Annotated in this window: 13 protein-coding genes; 6 read left to right on the plus strand and 7 right to left on the minus strand. The window is 64.1% G+C overall.

The window, feature by feature from the left end; translation table 11 throughout:
• Positions 1-216: 216 nt before the first annotated feature.
• Positions 217-1,623, minus strand: coding sequence for an argininosuccinate lyase (argH, locus tag PQQ96_RS30315; RefSeq protein WP_074285070.1), 1,407 nt, complete (start codon positions 1,621-1,623; stop codon positions 217-219).
• A 250-nt stretch (positions 1,624-1,873) separates the two neighbouring features.
• A complete protein-coding gene (locus tag PQQ96_RS30320) occupies positions 1,874-2,686 on the minus strand; it encodes a helix-turn-helix transcriptional regulator (protein WP_408299439.1) in 813 nt (270 codons plus the stop codon).
• Positions 2,687-2,870: 184 nt separating this feature from the next.
• Between PQQ96_RS30320 and PQQ96_RS30325 the strand changes: the two genes are divergently transcribed.
• Positions 2,871-3,623 carry a class I SAM-dependent methyltransferase gene (locus PQQ96_RS30325; RefSeq protein WP_408299440.1) on the plus strand — a complete coding sequence of 251 codons (753 nt, stop codon included), beginning with the start codon at positions 2,871-2,873 and terminating at the stop codon, positions 3,621-3,623.
• Between the two features lie 206 nt (positions 3,624-3,829).
• Here PQQ96_RS30325 and ppc read toward each other — a convergent pair whose 3' ends face one another.
• Complete coding sequence (gene ppc, locus PQQ96_RS30330) at positions 3,830-7,027, minus strand: phosphoenolpyruvate carboxylase (RefSeq protein ID WP_408299442.1); 3,198 nt, start codon at positions 7,025-7,027, stop codon at positions 3,830-3,832.
• Positions 7,028-7,437: 410 nt separating this feature from the next.
• Between ppc and hemC the strand changes: the two genes are divergently transcribed.
• The 3 genes from hemC to PQQ96_RS30345 are packed head-to-tail and all read left to right on the plus strand — an operon-like array spanning position 7,438 to position 11,665.
• Entirely contained in the window at positions 7,438-8,454 is a 1,017-nt protein-coding gene (gene hemC, locus PQQ96_RS30335) for a hydroxymethylbilane synthase (RefSeq protein ID WP_408299444.1), read from the plus strand.
• Positions 8,454-10,472 (plus strand): fused uroporphyrinogen-III synthase HemD/membrane protein HemX, encoded by a 2,019-nt coding sequence (hemDX, locus tag PQQ96_RS30340; protein WP_408299446.1) that lies wholly within the window; start codon positions 8,454-8,456, stop codon positions 10,470-10,472. Before hemC ends, hemDX begins: the two co-directional genes overlap by 1 nt.
• Before the next feature lie 2 nt (positions 10,473-10,474).
• Complete coding sequence (locus PQQ96_RS30345) at positions 10,475-11,665, plus strand: heme biosynthesis protein HemY (RefSeq protein WP_408299448.1); 1,191 nt, start codon at positions 10,475-10,477, stop codon at positions 11,663-11,665.
• Positions 11,666-12,284: 619 nt separating this feature from the next.
• Here the strand turns inward: PQQ96_RS30345 and PQQ96_RS30350 are convergent.
• From PQQ96_RS30350 to PQQ96_RS30360, 3 genes are all read right to left on the minus strand, one after another.
• On the minus strand, positions 12,285-13,604 hold the full coding sequence (locus PQQ96_RS30350; protein ID WP_408299449.1) for an MFS transporter: 1,320 nt from the start codon (positions 13,602-13,604) through the stop codon (positions 12,285-12,287).
• Positions 13,605-13,688: 84 nt separating this feature from the next.
• The gene (locus tag PQQ96_RS30355) at positions 13,689-14,447 is read right to left on the minus strand and encodes an SDR family oxidoreductase (protein WP_408299451.1); all 759 of its coding nucleotides are present in this window, start codon (positions 14,445-14,447) and stop codon (positions 13,689-13,691) included.
• An 88-nt stretch (positions 14,448-14,535) separates the two neighbouring features.
• Positions 14,536-15,975: an aldehyde dehydrogenase family protein gene (locus PQQ96_RS30360; protein WP_408299453.1), complete on the minus strand. Its 1,440-nt coding sequence runs from the start codon at positions 15,973-15,975 to the stop codon at positions 14,536-14,538.
• 268 nt (positions 15,976-16,243) lie between these two features.
• On the opposite strand from PQQ96_RS30360, the gene ppa reads away from it, so the two are divergent.
• Together ppa and PQQ96_RS30370 are read left to right on the plus strand one after the other, a co-directional pair.
• Positions 16,244-16,771, plus strand: a complete 528-nt coding sequence (gene ppa, locus PQQ96_RS30365; protein WP_408210113.1) for an inorganic diphosphatase — start codon at positions 16,244-16,246, stop codon at positions 16,769-16,771.
• 394 nt (positions 16,772-17,165) lie between these two features.
• Positions 17,166-19,271 carry an FUSC family protein gene (locus tag PQQ96_RS30370; protein WP_408299455.1) on the plus strand — a complete coding sequence of 702 codons (2,106 nt, stop codon included), beginning with the start codon at positions 17,166-17,168 and terminating at the stop codon, positions 19,269-19,271.
• Positions 19,272-19,355: 84 nt separating this feature from the next.
• Here PQQ96_RS30370 and PQQ96_RS30375 read toward each other — a convergent pair whose 3' ends face one another.
• A complete protein-coding gene (locus tag PQQ96_RS30375) occupies positions 19,356-19,682 on the minus strand; it encodes a GIY-YIG nuclease family protein (protein WP_408299457.1) in 327 nt (108 codons plus the stop codon).
• Between the last annotated feature and the right edge of the window lie 3 nt (positions 19,683-19,685).

Below are 19,685 nucleotides of genomic sequence, written 5' to 3' on the forward strand. Positions count from 1 at the left end.
GGAGGGGGCGGGCCGCGAGGCCTGCCCCTATCCCGATTTGCGCGGCGCTTCGCGCAATCAACGCAATCAATCCCGCCACGAAAACGAAAAAGGCGAACCCGTTGCTGAGTTCGCCTTTGTTTTTACGCGTCGTTTATTGCCCGCACGTATTGCATGCGGCAACACACGCCGCAATACACGCACCGCTGGACGCGCCAAAGCGCGCCGTGCCGTGCCTTACTTCAACGCTGCCCGTGCGGCCTTGACCGCTGCGAGCACCTGCTCGGGCGCCGTGCCGCCCGGATGGTTGCGGCTCGCCACCGAACCTTCGAGCGTCAGATACGAGAACACGTCTTCGCCGATCAGGTGCGCGACGTTCGGCAGTTCTTGACGCATTTCTTCGAGCGTCAGGTCGGCCAGGTCGCAGCCGCGATCGGCACACACGCGCACCGCGAGCGCGACCGCTTCGTGGGCGTCGCGGAACGGCAGGCCGCGCTTGACCAGGTAGTCGGCGAGGTCGGTTGCCGTGGAGAAGCCTTGCAACGCGGCGTCGCGCATGGCTTGCGGCTTCACCGAAATACCGGCGACCATTTCAGCGAAGATGCGCAGTGTATCGGCCACCGTGTCGACGGTGTCGAACAGCGGCTCCTTGTCTTCCTGATTGTCCTTGTTGTACGCGAGCGGCTGGCCTTTCATCAACGTCAGCAGCGCGATCAAATGGCCGTTCACGCGGCCCGTCTTGCCACGCGCGAGTTCAGGCACGTCCGGGTTCTTCTTCTGCGGCATGATCGACGAGCCGGTGCAGAAACGGTCGGCCAGATCGATGAAGCCGACGCGCGGGCTCATCCACAGCACGAGTTCTTCGGAGAAGCGCGACACGTGCGTCATCACCAGTGCCGAAGCCGCCGTGAATTCGATCGCGAAATCACGATCCGACACGGCGTCCAGCGAATTCGCGCAGATGCCGTCGAAGCCGAGCGTCTTCGCCACCGCATGACGGTCGATCGGATAGCTGGTGCCGGCCAGAGCGGCTGCGCCCAGCGGCAGACGATTCACGCGCTTGCGGCAATCGACCATGCGCTCGGCGTCGCGCGAAAACATTTCGACGTAAGCCATCAGGTGATGGCCGAACGTGACCGGTTGCGCGACTTGCAGGTGCGTGAAGCCGGGCATGATGGTCGAGGCGTTCTTTTCTGCCATGTCGAGCAGGGCCGTGCGCAATTCCGTCAGCAGGCCGCCGATGCGGTCAATTTCGCCGCGCAGCCACAGGCGGATGTCGGTCGCGACCTGGTCGTTGCGCGAGCGGCCCGTGTGCAGGCGCTTGCCGGCGTCGCCGATCAGCGCGGTCAGGCGCGCTTCGATGTTCAGGTGGACGTCTTCCAGATCGAGTTGCCACTCGAACTCGCCTCGCTCGATTTCACCCTTGATCTGCGCCATGCCGCGTTGGATCGCGGCGAGGTCGTCGGCGGCGATGATCTTCTGCGCGGCCAGCATCGAGGCGTGCGCGAGCGACCCTTCGATATCGACGAGCGCCAGACGCTTGTCGAAGAAAACCGACGACGTGTAGCGTTTGACAAGCTCCGACATCGGCTCCGAGAAGCGAGCCGACCAGGCTTCGCCTTTTTTGTGCAGTTGGGACGTCATGGTGTTGGGCAGTTGAACGAGGTGAGGAGGCTGACGGCGGTCGCGTACGTGCAGGCGCCGCCGAAGCGAAGAAAGACAGGGATTTTAACACTGGCGGCCGACCCCCTCGATGCCGCCCGTCGGCGGCCGCTCGGGCAGCCGGACCCGTGCTACCGGCTTCTAACGAGCGACGCGGAGAAAAGGCGGGCGGCGCGAACGGCCTGGTGGCCGGCGGCCACGTATGCCGCGGTGCGCCTCCGCTCCACAGCAGCTACTCCCGCACCAGCACGACCAGCTTCAGATCCTCGCGATGCGCGGGTTTGAAGGTGATCTGGTCGTAGACGAGGCGGCCGTCGCGGGGATGGTTGAATTCGCGCCGGCCGCCTTCACGGCCGCCGACGTCCTGTGACGCCCAGAAACGGGCGAATGCGTCGCTGGCGGCGGTGAGCGAGTCGATCAGCCCGCGCGTGGGCGCGTCGTTCAGATGGCGGATCGAATCGGCGCGGAATTCGGCGGCGAGGCGCCGCGCGCGGGTTTCCCAGTCGGCGATCAGCTCACGGGCGGCTGGCTCGGTGAAGGTGTAGCGCAGCAGGTTGCGGTCATGCGCGCCGTCCAGCCAGCCGACGAACAGGTCGGCGGCGCGCTCGTTCCAGGCGAGTGCGTTCCACTGCCGGTCGAGCACGTAAGCCGGAGCGTTGACGAGTTGCACGGTTTCCAGCAGGGTGGCGGGCGCGTCGGCGGCGGCCGGATCGGGCTCGGCCGGGTCGCGCTGGGCGGCCAGCTCGAACAGATACGCCCGCTCGGCGCGCGATAACTGCAAGGCGACGGCAATCCTCGCCAGTGCGTCGGCGGAGGCGGAGACCGGGCGGCCCTGCTCGATCCAGGTGTACCAGGTCGGGCTCACGCCGCATAGCTGCGCGACTTCCTCGCGCCGCAAACCGGGGGTCCGGCGGCGCGGGCCGGGCGGCAGGCCCAGCGCTTGCGGCGTGAGCCGTTCGCGATGCGCGCGGATGAAATCGCCGAGCGCGCGGGCAGGGGTGGCGTCGAGCGGCGGCGGGTTGTCGGCGGAGGTCGGCGTGGTCATTCTTATCGGGTAGCGCTTGGGGGCGTCGAGGGGGTGTCGGGGTAGTGTTATTGATACCAGAATAATCGCTTAACTTGTACTGGTACACGGCGGGATCTATTGTAACGGCTGGAACGGCGCAGCGCCGTCCTGGCCGGCCCGGCCCGAGCCCGGCCGAACCCCACATAGATAACCGGAGCCTTCCATGAAGCACCACGATCAAGTCGCCGACGCCTTCGGCTCGACCGCCGCCGCGTATTTGACGAGTCAGACGCATGCCACGGGCGCCGATCTGCGGGCGCTGGCCGAGTCGATCGCCGCGACCCCGGACGCAAAGGTGCTCGACATGGGCTGCGGTGCAGGTCACGCGAGTTTCGCGGTCGCGCCGCACGCAAAAGAGGTGGTCGCCTACGACATCGCGCCGCAAATGCTGGAGACGGTCGTTGGCGCAGCGAAGGATCGCGGCCTTGCCAACATCCGCACGCAACAGGGCGCCGCCGAAACGTTGCCGTTCGCCGATCATTCGTTCGACTGGATCATTAGCCGCATGAGTGCGCATCACTGGCACGACGTGCCGCTCGCGCTGGCCGAGGTGCGGCGCGTGTTGAAGCCGGGCGGCAAGGTGCTCTTCATCGACATCGCCGGCGCCGATCATCCGCTGCTCGACACGTATATTCAGTCGGTCGAAGTATTGCGCGACGGCTCGCATATCCGCGACTACCGTGCCGACGAATGGATCGCGTTTTTCGAAGCAGCCGGTTTCAAGGCATCGATTCGCGAGCGCTGGCGCATCGCGATCGAGTTCAGTTCGTGGGTGGCGCGCATGCGCACGCCGGAACAGCACGTGGTGGCGATTCGCTCGTTGTGGCGCAACGCGCCCGATGAGGTGCGCCAGTATTTCGACGTGGAGGAAGACGGCTCGTTCAAGCTCGACGCGCTGATGGTCGAGGCGCAGTAAGTCCACTATGCCATTGCGGAAATGGCGCGGGCGTTGATGCGTTGAGCACCATTGCGTCGTCCGCCGATGGGGCCTGAAAACACGCCCCAGAAACGCCGAAGCCGAGCGTGGCGAATTGATCCGCGCTCGGCTTCGTCTTTCGTGCGGCTCAGCAGCGGCCGCTGGTTAAGCCGGGTGGGCCCAACCACCCGGTTGATACAGCTCGATCAGCCGGTATTGCGCAAGCCCGCTGCAATCCCGTTAATACTCAAATGAATCCCGCGCCGCACGCGTGCGTTGGTATCGCCGCCGCGGTGACGCTTGAGCAACTCGACCTGCAAGTGATTCAACGGATCGAGATACGGGAAGCGGTTCTTGATCGAACGCGCGAGCAGCGGATTCTCCGCGAGCCGTTCGCTCTTGCCGGTGATCTCCGACAACACCTTCGACGTCCGCTCCCATTCCGCGACGATCCGCTCGAACACATGCTTGCGCAGCTTCTTGTCCGACACGAGTTGTGCGTAGCGCGAGGCCACCGCAAGGTCGGTTTTCGCCAGCACCATGTCCATGTTGGAGAGCAGGTTCGAGAAGAACGGCCACGTCTTGTGCATCTTCTTGAGCAGCGCAAGACGGCGGGTGCGCTCGGCGTCGCTCGGCGCGCTGTCCAGATGCGCGGCCACCGCGCTGCCGAAACCGTACCAGCCGGTCAGCAGCAAACGGCATTGCCCCCATGAGAAGCCCCACGGAATCGCGCGCAGATCTTCGATCTTGCGTTGCTTCGGGTCCTGCAATTTGCGCGAAGCCGGACGGCTGCCGATGTTCAGTTCGGCGATCTCGGAGATCGGCGTCGACTCGAAGAAATACTCCTTGAAGCCCGGCGTTTCGTAGACCAGCGCGCGATACGACGCCATCGCCGCGTCGGACAATTGCTGCATCGTCTCTTCGAAGGCGGGCAGCTGCGCGGGCGCAATGCCGTGCGGCAACAAGGAGGCTTCGAGCGTCGCGGCCACCACCGTTTCCAGATTGCGCCGGCCGATTTCCGGATTGCCGAACTTGCTTGCGATCACTTCGCCTTGCTCGGTCAAACGGATCTGGCCGTCGACGGTGCCCGGCGGCTGCGACAGAATCGCCTGATAAGTCGGACCACCGCCACGGCCTACCGTGCCTCCCCGTCCGTGGAACAGGCGCAGGGTCACGCCGCGCTCATTGAACAGCGACACCAGCGCCAGCTCGGCGCGGTACAGCTCCCAGTTCGATGTCAGGAAACCGCCGTCCTTGTTGCTATCCGAATAGCCGAGCATCACTTCCTGCTCGTTGCCCTGATGTTCGATCAGTGCACCGACGCCCGGCAGCGCGATCAGATCACGCATGATGTGCGGCGCGTTGCGCAAGTCGGGGATCGTTTCGAACAGCGGGATCACCATCAGCCCCGCTCGCGCCGGATCGTGCGCGTCACCCAGACGGCCGTGCAACAGGCCGGTTTCCTTCTGTAGCAACATCACTTCGACCAGATCGCTGACGGTCTCCGTGTGCGAAATGATGTAGTTGCGCACCGCGCGCGCGCCGAATTTCTCGCGCGTGACGCGGGCTTCTTCGAGCACGCCGAGTTCGCTCTTCACGAGATCGGAGTACTCGCCGTACGGCAGTCGCAACGAGCGCGGCTGCGAAAGTTCGGCGAGCAGTACCTTGAGCTTGTCTTCTTCGGAGAGCGACGCGTAGTCGTCTTCGACGCCCGCTCGCTTCAGCAACTCGGCGATCACCGCTTCATGGATGTCGGAGCTTTGGCGCAGGTCGATGCTTGCCAGATGGAAGCCGAACACTTCGGCAGCGCGCGCGAGCGGCGACAGGCGCGGTGCCGCGAGCGGCGCGCCATGATGCTCGGCGAGCGAATCGATCAGCACGTGCAGGTCGCGCACGAATTCGGCGGAGTCGTCGTACGGTTTGGCGCGTATCGGCGCCGCGCCGCGGCCCGCGCTGCGCACCGGCACGCTGCCTTCGCCGAGACGCACCCGCGCACTTGCCGCGAGCCGCGTGTACATGCCGATCAGGGCGCGGCGATACGGCTCGTCGGTACGGTGCGGTGACTGGTCGGGTGAGGCGGCCGCGAGTTCTTTGAGTGCATCGCTGGCGCCGGCCAGCAGGTTCGACACCGACAACTCGGCGCCCAGCTTGTGCACCTGCTCCATGTAGTGCTCGAAGATCACCGCGGCCTGGCGGGTGATCGCGTTCTCGAGCGTTTCTGCCGTGACGTTCGGGTTGCCGTCGCGGTCGCCGCCGATCCAACTGCCCATCTGGAGGAACGGGGGCAGGCGCGCGTCGATGCCGTGCTCGGTGAGCGCTTCTTCGATATCGGCGTAGAGCGCCGGGATTTCTTCGAGAAAGGTGGCGCGATAGTACGACAGCGCGTTTTCGATTTCGTCGGCCACGGAGAGGCGCGAATCGCGCAGCATGCGCGTTTGCCACAGCGACGTGACGCGGGCGCGCAGCATCGCTTCGTTATGCGCACGCTCGCGGTCGGTCAACGGTTGATCGCGTTCGGCCAACAGGCTCGCGACGTCGTGCTGCGCGTCGAGAATGCTCTTGCGTTGCACCTCGGTCGGGTGAGCGGTCAGGACCGGCACGATCAGTGCGTCGTTGAAGAACTGTTGCAGCACCGGCGTCGCGGCGGCGCCCGCCTCGACGAGCCGTTCGAGCGCGTGCGCCATGGTGCCCGGTTGCGAGGTCGAGCCGGCCAGCGCGTGAATCCGGTGACGGCGATTGCGGTGGCGGTCTTCGGCGATGTTCGCAAGATGCGAGAAGTAGCTGAACGCGCGCACCACGCTGACCGTTTGCTCCGGACTCAGCGAACGCAGTTTCTTGTCGAGCGTTTGTGCCGCGGCACTGTCGTCTTCGCGGCGAAAACGCACGGCGGTCTGGCGGATCGTCTCCACCACATCGAACACCGCGTCGCCTTCCTGTTCGCGCAGCACGTCACCGAGCAGGCGTCCCAGATACCGGATGTCCTGAAACAGCGGATGATCCTTGTCCTCACGCGTGCGGCCGCTGCCTTTCGACGCGGGCACGATCGTATCCTGCGCAACGGCTTGCAGGTTGGGCGCTTTAGTCGCTTGCGGCGCGGCTTCGCTCACGACGACCTTGATCTTCGGGGACTTGGCTTTGGCCGGTTTCAGCGCCTGGGCGGCGTTCGCGGCCTGCGTCGCCTTACCTGTCCTCGCGGCCTTCACCGCCTTGGCGGGCGCGGAGGCTTTGGTGGACTTGGCAGTTTTGGCGACATTAGCGGCCTGGGTTGCCTTGGCAGTTTTGCCGGCGCGTTTGGCCGGCGTGGACTGGGTAGTCGTTGCAGCGGCAGAAGCGGCGTCGGCCGCGGAAGCGTTGGGCGATGCAGTGTTGCGGCGGGCAGGGCGCGCCGATCCGGAAGACGTCACGATGGGTTTCCTCAGGGAAGCCAGGGTCTGTTGAGTGATGAACTGCTACTGCGGAACTGCACTATGAGTTGCAACGTGAACTGCACGGAACCAGCACAAAGCGGTCCGGGCCGATGGCACTACGCCGGAGCGGGGGGGCCGCGCGCGCATTTGCACCAAGTGCACGAGGCGCACGACGTGCATTTACATGCACGCCAGGCACGTTGCGCCGCATTGCATCATCCCGCATGCCGCGCCCCGGTGCGCGAACGACCGTGCTTGAACAGGCTGGGATGGGGCAGGCGCGCGCTGCGCGAAGCCTGTCTCCTCCATCGATACCGTGCCGGCACGGCGCTCCGCTGTGCCTTGAGACACGGGGTCGCGTGCTAACATTGATTGTTATTACATCCCGTCATTCAATCAGCAAGCTAATGAACACCGAGACGTTTTTTGCGCCACCCCACACGCTTGTGATTGCGTCGCGAGAAAGCCGCCTTGCCATGTGGCAGGCGGAGCATGTGCAATGTGCGCTGCACAAATTATATCCATCTTGTGACGTAAAAATCCTCGGAATGACAACACGTGGCGATCAAATTCTCGATCGCACTTTGTCGAAGGTTGGTGGTAAGGGCCTCTTCGTCAAGGAACTGGAAGCCGCGCTGGCCGATGGCCGCGCTGATCTGGCCGTGCACTCGCTCAAAGACGTGCCGATGGAATTGCCCGCGGGCTTTGCGCTTTCCGCCATCATGGAGCGCGAAGATCCGCGCGACGCGCTGGTGTCTAATGATTACGACTCGCTTGCCGCGCTGCCGGGCGGCGCCGTGGTCGGCACCTCCAGCCTGCGCCGCGAGGCCATGCTGCGCATGCGTTACCCGCATCTTGTGGTGCGGCCGTTGCGCGGCAACCTGGATACGCGCCTGTCAAAACTCGATCGCGGCGACTACGCGGCGATCATTCTGGCGGCTGCCGGTTTGAAGCGGTTGGGTCTCGGCGGGCGCATCCGCGCGCTGCTCGACCCCGAAGACAGCTTGCCCGCAGCCGGTCAGGGCGCGCTCGGCATCGAGATTCGCGCCGGTCGCGCGGACCTCGCGGCATGGCTCGCGCCGCTGCATCACGAACATACGGCAGCGGCCGTCGAAGCGGAGCGGATGGTCTCGCGCGCCCTTGGCGGCAGTTGCGAAGTGCCGCTCGCGGCCTATGCCCACTGGCACGACGGCGCGCTGCATCTGCGCGGCATCGTCGCCACGCCCGACGGCCAACGTGTCTTGAGTGCGCAGGCATCGGCACCGGCGCCCACCGTCGAACGTGCGATTGCGCTTGGTCAGGAAGTGGCGAGCGCGCTCGAACAGCAAGGCGCGATGGACATCGTCCGCGCGCTGAGCACGGCCAGCGGTCCCGCCGCAGCGTCAGCGGACGGCGCGGCGGACAGCCCGGTGACTGGCGAGTGATGGCGGCCGATATCCCCGGCAACGCATCCTCACCCGTCGGCAAGGCGGCGTTCACGGTCGTGATTACGCGACCGGCCGGTCAGTCGAACGAATTGATTGCGCAACTCGCGGCGGCGGGCATTGCGGTGCTCGATTTTCCGCTGATCGACATTGCGCCTGTTACCGACGATTCGCCATTGCGTGCGGCGCTGGCTTCGCTGGAACGCTATGCGCTGGTGGTGTTCGTCTCGCCCAATGCGGTCGATCACGCGTTTGCCAGGAGCGATGCGATCTGGCCGCACGCGCTGCCGATCGGTGTCGTCGGGCCTGGCAGTGTGCAGGCGCTGGCCCGCCACGGCGTTACGGCGCCAGCGTACAACGTTATCAGCCCACCGTCCGCAGCCGACGAGGATACGGCGCGCTTCGACTCCGAAGGTCTGTTTGCGGCGATCGATACCGCGCTCGGCGCGAGCACGCTCGAAGGTAAGCGCGTACTGATCGTGCGCGGCGACGGCGGCCGCGAATGGCTCGCCGACCGCTTGCGCGAGGCGGGCGCCGAAGTCGAAACGGTCGCGGCCTATCGCCGCCTCGTGCCGGAACCGTCAATCGGCGGCTGGGCGCGCGTGCACGCGCTGCTTGCCGGCGAGCCGCACGCCTGGTTGCTCACCAGTTCGGAGGGCGTGCGCAATCTGCACGAGCTTGCGCAAGAGCATCTGACCACCGGTGAAATCGCGCAACTGAAGCACGCCAACCTGGTCACGCCGCATCCCCGTATCGCGCAGACCGCGCGGGCATTGGGTTTTGATAGCATTACGGTGTCCGGCGCGGGCGATGATCGCATTGCCCGCGCCTTGCTTGCCTCCGTGCCGACCGTAGTTCAACCGGTACCGACCAACCCGGCTCATTCACCGGCTAAATCACGCATGACTGAAACGAACGCATCCACGAACGCCTCACCCCAGCCGGCCGCAACGACTGCGTTGCCGCCGAATCCACCCTTCACGCCCTACGAAGCGCAAAAGCGCCACAGCGCGAGCGGACCGCTGCTGTGGTTTGTCGTCGTGATCATCGCTTGTGCGGCGGGTGTGGGCGGCTATGCGCTTAATCGCAAGGTGGAGCGCGCCGAGCAGCAACTCGCGCAACGCCAGCAAGCCAACGACGCGCAGACCAACGAGTTGCGCGTCAAGACCGATCAGGCGCTGGCCACGGTTCATCAATCGGACGCGCAGGTCGCGCAACTCGAGGGCAAACTTGCTGACGCGCAAACCGCGCAGCAGGCACTGCAACAGCAATACACCGATCTCGCCCGTAATCGCGACGACTGGACGATGGCTGAAGTCGGTCAGATGCTGTCGGCTGCAAGCCAGCAATTGCAGCTCACCGGTAACACGCAACTGGCGCTGTTTGCGCTGCAAAGCGCGGATACGCGTCTCGCCGCCTCGGATAGCCCGCAAGCCGTCACCGTCCGCAAGGCGATCGCACAAGATATCGACAAACTGAAGGCCGCGCCGTCCACGGATCTGACGGGTATGGCGATCAAGCTCGACAACGCGATCGACCAGGTCGACAACTTGCCGCTCTCCGGCGAAGCACCGATTGCCCACGCCACGCCAAAGGCCGCCACCTGGGCCGACACGGCGAAGGTGGCTGCGGCCACCGGCGAGCCGCGCTGGAAAGTGTGGTGGCGCGAAGTCACGACCGGCATTGGCCAGCAGCTCATCAGCCTCGTGCAGGTGCGCCGCATCGACAACGCCGACGCGATGCTCGTCACGCCCGATCAAGGCTACTTCGTGCGCGAGAATCTGAAGCTGCGTTTGCTGTCGGCGCGGCTCGCGCTGCTGTCGCGCAACCAGACTACGCTGAAGTCCGATCTGCAAGCGGCGCAGGCCGCGCTCACGCGCTACTTCGACAACACGTCGAAGAAAACACAGACCGTGATCGATCTGGTCAAGCAGGTGGATGAGGGCTCGGCCGCGGTTGAACTGCCGAATCTGAACACCAGTCTGCAGGCCGTCAATCAATACCGGAGCCGAGGTTAATCATGGCAATCCGGGGACTTCTATGGCTCGCGCTGCTGTTCGCCATCGCCGTGGTGCTGGCGGTGGTCGGACGCTTCGATATGGGGCAGGTGCTGCTGATCTATCCGCCGTACCGCGTCGATATCTCGCTGAATCTGTTCGTGGTCGGGCTGGTGGTGCTGTTCATCCTGATCTACGCGTTGCTGCGCATCGTGCGCAATATCTGGCGCATGCCGCAGCGCGTGGCGGCCTATCGCGCGCGCTCGCGCGTCGCGAAGGCGCATGCTGCATTGCGTGACGCGATCGGCAATCTGTACGCCGGGCGTTTCTCGCGCGCTGAAAAAGCCGCGAAAGATTCGCTCACGAACGGCGACAACAAGGGCGCGGCCGGTTTGATCGCGGCCACCGCGGCGCACCGCATGCATGAATATGCGCGGCGCGATGAATGGCTCGCCCAGATCGATGAAGCCGACTGGCAGGACGCACGCCTGATGGCGACCGCCGACATGCGTGCCGATGGCCGCGACGCGGATGGCGCGCTCACCGCGCTCACCGAAATGCAGTCGCAGGGCTCACGGCGGATTCACGCGCAGCAGATCATGTTGCGCGCACAACAGCAGCTAAAGAACTGGAGCGAAGTGCTCAAGCTCGTCAAGACGCTGGAAAAACGCGAAGCGATCCATCCGGCGGTAGCGGTGCGTTTGCGTCAGCTCGCGGCGGAAAACCTGTTGCGCGACCGGCGCCATAACGCCGATGCGCTGCTGGAGTTGTGGAGTTCGCTGTCGGCCACCGAACGTCATTCGCCGCGTCTCGCGGATCTCGCAGCCGAACTGCTGGTCGCGCTGAATCGTCCGCAGGAAGCGCGCAAGATCGTCGAAGAAGCGCTGGCACAGAACTGGGACGCGCGTCTGCTACGCCGTTATCCGGATACAACCGGGGGCGATGCCTTGCCGTTGATCCAGAAGGCCGAAGGGTGGCAGAAGGATCGCCCGGAAGATGCCGATCTGATGTTTGCACTGGGCCGCTTGTGCTTGCATCAGCAGTTGTGGGGCAAGGCGCAATCGTTCCTCGAGCGCGCACTGAAACTCGCCGACAACGAGACGCTGAAGATTCGTTCGCATCGCGCGTTGGCGCGTTTGCATGAGCAGATTGGTGATTCCGCTAAGGCGAGCGAGCATTATCGTGAGAGTGCGTTGGCGATGAATATCGTTTGATGCTTTGAGCGCTGCGGTGTGTGTTTGATCGAGCGCTACGGTAGACGGAAAAAAGCCCCCGGCGCATTGGACCAGCCCCTCACTTAGTGTGTTGTTAGGGGCCTTGTCGTACAAGGCTGATTCGATGCCGAGGACCAAAATCCTCGGCATTTTTTATACATATCGGGCTGGAAGTATAAAATTCGGCCGCCATTTCTCGCGTTGTGCCGATTTGAGGCACTTGTTTGGTCATCAATCGGTTGGGCGCAGCGCGTGGGAAAGGGGCTCGCTCCAACCCGCGAAGCCCCTACGTTCGTTGCAAACGCTGAGCTGGTGCCCAATCAACAGCAGCCTTCCTCGCCCCGCCGCACGGGGACTTTGCCGGGTTACGGGCGCAGAGAAATATTTTCAAAATAAGAAGAGCCCCGCCAATCCAAGACTGGCGGGGCTCAGCGTTAAATCAAAGGTCCAGCAACAACACGCCAAGTGAGGGGCTGGGCGCATTGGATTGGGGGCTTTTTCGTTGGAGGGTTGATGCGGGATTCTGGTGCACGTCACTTGAACCGTGAACCGTAGCTCCTGGCTCGTGAAGTACTGCGTTTGACGGCGCTGTCTGCCTTACGTCACGAACCGCACATCCTCATTTATTGACCATCTTCGCCGGCACACTGACCGCCAGCAATCCGCCGAGGATCATAAACGCCGCCAGCATATACATGCCGGAGTCGTTCGCGGCAGTCGCCTGCTTCAGCCAGCCGACTGCGTACGGGCTCAGAAAGCCCGCGAGATTGCCGATCGAGTTGATCATCGCGATGCCGGCCGCCGCGCCCGTGCCGGCGAGGATCGCCGTCGGCAAACTCCAGAACAGCGGCAGCGTGGTCAGGATGCCCATGGTCGCGAGCGTGAGCGCGGCCATGGCCAGCACCGTGTTGTGGGCCCACACCACGGAGAGCACGAGGCCAACCGCCCCTGCGAATGCCGGCAACGCGATATGCCAGCGCCGCTCGCGACGGCGGTCCGCGCTGCGCGACACGAGCACCATCGCGACCACCGCTGCCGCAAACGGAATCGCGGACAGCAGGCCGATCATGAACGAGTCTGTCACGCCAGTCGCCTTGATGATGGTCGGCAGCCAGAAGCTCACACCATATAGGCCCATCACGAACGAGAAGTACGTGAGGCTAAACATCAGCACGCGTCCGCTCCTGAGCACCTGGCTGATCGGCATGTCGTGCTTGGTGGCTTCTTCGGCTGACACCTGACGTTCGAGCAATTGCTTCTCTTCGTTGGTGAGCCACTTGGCCTTCGAAATGCGGTCGTCGAGCATCAGAAACACCATGACCCCGACGATCACGGAAGGAATCCCTTCGAGCAGAAACAGCCACTGCCAGCCATGCCAGCCGTTCATGCCGTTGAAGCTCTTCAGGATATAGCCCGACACCGGGCCGCCGATCACACCGGACAACGCGATTGCCGTCATGAACAAGGTGGTCATGCGGCCGCGACGGTGCGCCGGATACCAGTACGTGAGGTACAGAATGATGCCGGGGAAGAAGCCCGCTTCGGCGAGACCGAGCAGGAAGCGCATCACGTAGAACATGGTCGGCGTGGTGACGAACATGGTCAGCATCGAGATCACGCCCCACGACACCATGATCCGTGCGATCCAAACCCGCGCACCCACTTTGTGCAGGATCACGTTGCTCGGCACTTCGAAGATGAAATAGCCAAGGAAGAAAATCCCCGCACCGAAGCCGTAGACCGCGTCACTTAAGCCCAGATCGGTGGTCATTTGCAGCTTGGCGAAGCCGACATTGACCCGGTCGAGATACGCGACCACGTAACAGAGCATCAGGAACGGCGCGAGCCGCCAGGTGACCTTGCGGTAGGTCGCCTCTTCGAAACTTGAAGGCGGCGCCCCCGCGCCGGAATGGTGGAGCGGATCTGCGGGACTAGCCATGGTGTCTCCTTTTTTCTTGTGGAAATGAAGTACCTGCTTCGATCGCGATTCTAGCCGTGCTGGATGGTTTGGTTTGCATGGCGTTTACACGCAGCGCCCGCCGTCCACTTCGAGGCATACGCCCGTGATGAACTCCGCTTCGTCCGAGGCGAGATACAGCGCCGCGTTGGCGATATCCTGCGGCGTCGAGAAGCGCCCGAGCGGAATGCCGGCCAGAAAGCGCTTGCGATTCTCCGGCGTATCTTCGACACCCATGAACTCCGACAGCAGCGCCGTCTCGCCGATCACCGGGTTCACACAGTTCACCCGAATGCGGTCGGGGCCCAGTTCGACGGCAAGCGACTTGCTGGCGATGATCACCGCGGCTTTGCTGCCGTTGTACCAGACGAGGCCCGGCCGCGGCCGCACACCGGCCGTCGACGCGATATTGACGAAGCATCCACCGCCTTGCTCGCGGAAATACGGCACGAATTCCTGCACGCTCCAATAGATGCTCTTGACGTTCACCGCATAGACGCGGTCGAACTCGGCTTCCGTCACGTCGAGCACCGGCTTGTTGCGATGCGTCGTGCCGGCATTGTTGACGACGATCTGCACGCTGCCGAAGTCTTCGAGCGCGGCCTCGCGCAGTTTCTGCCAGTCCTCGCGTTGCGCGACGTTGCCCGCCACCGCGATCGCCTTGCCGCCGGCGAGCGCGATTTCGCTCGCCACCCGTTCGGCCGCTGGCCCGTTCAGATCGTTGACCACCACGTTCGCGCCTTCGCGCGCGTAGGTCTTTGCGATGCCTTCGCCGAAACCCGAGCCGCCACCCGTGACGATGGCCGTTTTACCTGTCAACCGCATGATGTCTCCGTTGCTTGTTGTGGATGGTGATGCGCCTGCTTGTGTTTGCTCCTGTTTGCTTCCCCTCGCTACGAATGCGCGTGCCTGACTAACCGTGACGAATGGCGATGGTTTTCAACACCGTGAAGCCATACAGCGCTTCGAAACCCTTTTCACGCCCATGGCCTGAATGCTTCACGCCGCCGAACGGCAATTCGACGCCGCCGCCCGCGCCATAGTTGTTGATGAACACCTGGCCGGAGCGCAGGCGCCGCGCGAGGCGCATCTGCCGGGCGCCGTCGCGTGTCCAGATGCCTGCGACCAGACCATACTGCGTGCCGTTGGCGAGCGAGAGCGCTTCGTCTTCGTCGGAGAACGACATCGCGGCGAGGACCGGGCCGAACACTTCGTCGCGCGCGAGACGGTGGCTCGCGGGCACGTCGCGCAGCAGCGTGGGTGCTTGATAGAAGCCGCTCTCCGGCGCCTCGGGGATCACTTCGCCGTGGGCTGCCATCGGGATGCCGTCGTGTTGGGCGTCGGAGAGGAAGTCCCACACGCGCTGTTGCTGCTTCGCGTTGATCAGCGGACCGCAGTCGAGATCGGCATGCGACGGTCCGACCCGCAGCGCGTGGAACGCGCCGCTCAGCCGGTCGAGCAGCGACTCGTAAATGACACGGTCGATCAGCACGCGGCTGCCCGCCGAGCACGTTTGGCCGGCGTTCTGCACGATCGCCGACACCAGCACCGGCAGCGCTGCGTCGAGATCCGCATCGGCGAACACGATTTGCGGCGACTTGCCGCCCAGTTCCAGCGTGACGGGCACGTGGTTCTCCGCGGCCATCTGCGTCACGAGCTTGCCGGTTTCGGGCGAGCCGGTGAAGGAGATGTGATCGATGCCGGGATGACGGGCGAGGGCCGCGCCCGCTTCATGCCCAAAGCCGGTGACGATATTCAGCGCGCCCGCCGGCAAACCCGCCTCGGCGGCCAGTTCGGCGACGCGCAACACGGACAGGCACGCGTCTTCCGCCGGCTTGACGACGCACGCATTGCCGGTGGCGAGCGCCGCGCCGACGCTGCGGCCGAAGATCTGCATCGGGTAGTTCCACGGCACGATATGGCCGGTCACGCCGTGCGGCTCACGGATCGTCAGCACCGTGTAGCCGGCCTGATAGGGGAGCGTTTCGCCGTGCAGCTTGTCCGCCGCACCGGCGTAAAACTCGAAATAGCGGGCGAGCGCCGCCGAATCGCCGCGCGCCTGTTTGAGCGGCTTGCCGGTGTCGCGGGCTTCGAGTTGGGCGAGTTCTTCCTGGTGGGCGGCGACCAGCATCGACAACCGGTACAGCACGCGACCGCGTTCGGCGGCGCTCGCCTCGCCCCATGCGCCTTCGAAGGCGCGGCGGGCGGCGTGGACCGCGGCGTCGATATCCGCCGCGGTGCCGCGGGCCAGTTGAGTAAACGGCTGGCCATCCGAGGGGTCGAGCACGGCGAGGGTCTCGCCGCCAGATGCGGCGACCCATTCGCCGTTGATGAAGTGTCGGGCTTCTTCCATGCAGGCTCCTTGAGGTGTCATGCAGCCGGGGCTCAAGCTGAGGCCCAGATACGCGATGTTCACAAACGAGAGGCACAATCGAGCGACGCCAGACGATTATCGCGCCGATCCAACCCGAGGTGCCATCGGCCGATTGGCTATAATGGCGTATTCCGCACTGTCCGGCTGCAGCGCCTCGTTCTGGCGAGTTTCACGATTCACGCCGCTCGAGTTCACGCGCCGCATGTCGCACGCCGTGTTCCGAATTCCATCTGATCAGAGAGCGCTCATGAGCTTCAATCACGTCCCCGCAGGCAAAGACCTTCCGCAAGATTTCAACGTCATCATCGAAATCCCGGCGCAAAGCGATCCGGTGAAGTACGAAGCTGACAAGGAAACGGGCCTGCTCCACGTCGACCGTTTTATCAGCACCGGCATGCGCTATCCGGCGAATTACGGCTACATTCCGCAAACGCTGTCGGGCGACGGCGACCCGGTCGACGTGCTGGTGATCACCCCGTTCCCGCTGCTGGCAGGCTCGGTGGTTCGTGCACGCGCGCTCGGCATGCTGCAAATGACCGACGAATCCGGCGTCGACGCGAAGCTGGTTGCCGTTGCGCACGACAAGGTCTGCCCGATGACCGCTGATCTCAAGTCGATCGACGACGTCCCGGCGTACCTGAAAGACCAGATCAAGCACTTCTTCGAGCAATACAAGGCGCTGGAAAAGGGCAAGTGGGTGAAGGTCGAAGGCTGGGCGGGCATCGAAGCCGCTCACAAGGAAATCACCGAAGGCGCGGCGAACTACAAGAAGTAAGTAAGCTGCGTTACACCAGTGGTTGATGAAAAAACCGCGTGCGCCTGCAAGGGCCGCGCGGTTTTTTCATGGGCGGCGTTTTCAGGGATTCGGCCCCGAGCTAAAGGCATGTGTTCGGCCCATCTGCCATGCGGCCATCCGGCCATCCGGCCGACCGCCAACCCGCTAACCCGCTAACCCGCTAACCCGCTAACCCGCTAACCCGCCAACCCGCCAACCTGACCGCCCACCCGTTCCAGCGCATAGACACAGCGCATCGACTGGATGAATCGAATGCATTTTTATATCTAAGTGTTAACCCTTATCATTCGGCGGCCGCAGCAGGTTTCCTGCCGTCGGCGTATTAATGCGCTGATGTAGCGCCAATGCGCGTTTTTGGGAGCCCACCGTCCGGATGCTGAATCGCAAGTCCAACCCCTCGTCGCCGCGCTGGTCGAGCCGCCTGTACGCAAGCCTGTATGCGTTCGTCACCGCGATCTACCGCGGCCGGCCGGTATGGATGGTGTCGTTTTCGATGAGCGAGGCCAACCTGTCGGAAGGGTTGAGAGCCGCCTGTGCGTCCACCGCCATGCTGGTGCTGGGCAATCTGCTGCACGAGCCGGCCTTCGCATGGGCCGCGATCGGCGCTTTCTGGACCTGTCTTGCCGATGCGGCCGGCTCTAATCGCGCGCGCTTCGCCTCGATGATGGGTTTTGCGCTTCTGTCGACCGTGTGCGGGGGCGTGACCGCCTTCGCATCAGGCGAGGGGACGGTGTTCGCGGCGCTTGCCATGCTGGCATTCACAACGCTTGGCGCATTCGGCAGGATCTGGGGTGCCGCGACCTCGCAGGTGACGATTCTCGCGGCGACCGCTTGCGTCGTGATGGTCGACCGGCCGATGCGCGACCTTCGGGAAGGCATGGCGTTTCTCGGCATCTACCTGGCCGGGTGCCTGTTTGCCGTCGTGCTGAGCCTGACCGTCTGGCGCATTCATCCGTTCGGTACGAGCCGCGCTTCGCTGCGTGCGGTATATCTGCGTCTGGCTGACATCGCATTCGACAGCGCGCGCCTGCTTGAGCAGCGCGCGGCCCCAGGACAGTGGGCCACGCATGCCGCGAAATTTCGCGCCGATGCACGAGCAACGCTTGAGCGCTCGCGCAAGACGCTGGCGAACGTGCCTGACTCGAGAACGGCAGGCCGCGAAACTTACGACAACCTCCTCGCCCTGCTGAGCGAAAGTGAAGCGCTCTTCGCGTATCTGATAGCGGTCACCGGCGCGTGTGAAAAAGCCCCCGAAGACGCACGGCGCGGCAGACGCGCGGCGCGGCTCCTGACCGGGATGGGTGAGGTTCTGCGAAGAATCGGCGCGGCCACCAACGACGCGCAATGGAACCGTCTCGCTGGCCTGCAACTCCGTATGCGGCGCCTGGCGAGTCGGCTCGAATCCGCGCTGATGGAACCCGTGACACTCAGGTCCGACTTCGAACTGGTCGATTTCGCGCCGACGTCTGCCCAGCCGCTCGGGTGGTCGGACAGTGCGGCCAGACTGCTGACGCGGACGTGGTCGACCCTCAAGGCGAACCTCTCGGTGCAGTCGGTCGGCTTGCGCCACGCCGCCCGTGTGGGCGTCACGACGACGGCGGGCTTTCTGGTCATACGGGCACTCGGGCTTCCCTTCGGCTACTGGGCAACCATGGCGACGTTGCTGATCCTGCAACCGTCCATCGCCGCGACGTGGCCACGGAGTATCGAGCGCGCGGCCGGGAGCATCGTCGGGGGCGTGCTGGCGGCCGCGATCGGCTATGCGATCCATTCGCCGCTCGGCATCTCATTGGCGGTGTTTCCGCTGGTGGTGGCGACCATGGCGCTGCGTCCCGTCAGCTACAGCCTGTTCGTTCTGTTCCTGACACCGACCTTCGTGCTCGTGGCTGACTTCGCGACGCCAGGCGCCAGCGAATTTGCCTATGCGCTGACGCGGCTCGGCAACAATGTCCTCGGCTGTGTGTTGGCGCTGCTGGCAACGTTCTATTTGTGGCCGACGCGGGAGAAAGTCGACTATCGCGCCTATCTGAACGAGGCGGTGCGGGCCAATCTCAGGTATCTGAGGGCGGCACTGGAGTCGCCGGATCGAAGCGAGAAGGACATGGAACGTTTGCGCCGGGCCGCTGGATTGGGCAGCAATAATGCCGAGGAGGCAATCGGCCGCGTTCGACTCGAAAAGCTCGAGGACTCGATGGCCGACACGGTGACGCTGACGGTCCTGAGCGTGTTGCGAAAAATGGCGGGCACCGCGACCCAACTGCGCTTGAGTACGAACCGGCGCAGCATGCATGGTGAGCTCGGTGCGTGGATTGCCACCACGAGTGCCGAGATAGAGGCTGCATTGAACAGGACGTTACGGCCGAACCGGCACGACCTTCCCGCGCGCGACCGGTTGACGTCACTGGAGGCGGATGCGGTGGGCGAAATCGCGCTGATGCATCGGCTGTTGGCTGAGCGGATGAGGGAGGCGAGGGGGTAGGCGGCAGGCAGAAGCATCCGCCTTGGCATGGTCGGCTGCCTATCGCTTCGCAGCCAGAACGCGCGTGACGAAGCGAAGTCGCTGTTAGGACGTGCCGGCTTCTTTTTCCGCTTCCTCGGTGGCAACCGGCTCTGGTTCGGGCACGGGCAACACCGATTCGAGCGTGCGCCGTCCAGCGCCTAACGCACGCTTTTCGGCAGGCGACAACCGCTTGACCCAATACTCCGCACTTGACGCGCTTGATCGGTCGGCCAACTCAAACGACACGAGCACCCGCACCGGCTTGCGCGAACGCGTATAACGCGCGCCGACGCCGCTCACGTGTTTGTCGAAGCGCGCCTGCACATCAGTGGCAATGCCGGTATAGACGCTGCCGTCCGAGCATTCGAGCAGATACAGAAACCACGCCATGGG

Source organism: Paraburkholderia sediminicola, assembly GCF_046027825.1.
In the GTDB taxonomy this organism is placed as follows: Bacteria; Pseudomonadota; Gammaproteobacteria; order Burkholderiales; family Burkholderiaceae; genus Paraburkholderia; species Paraburkholderia sediminicola_D.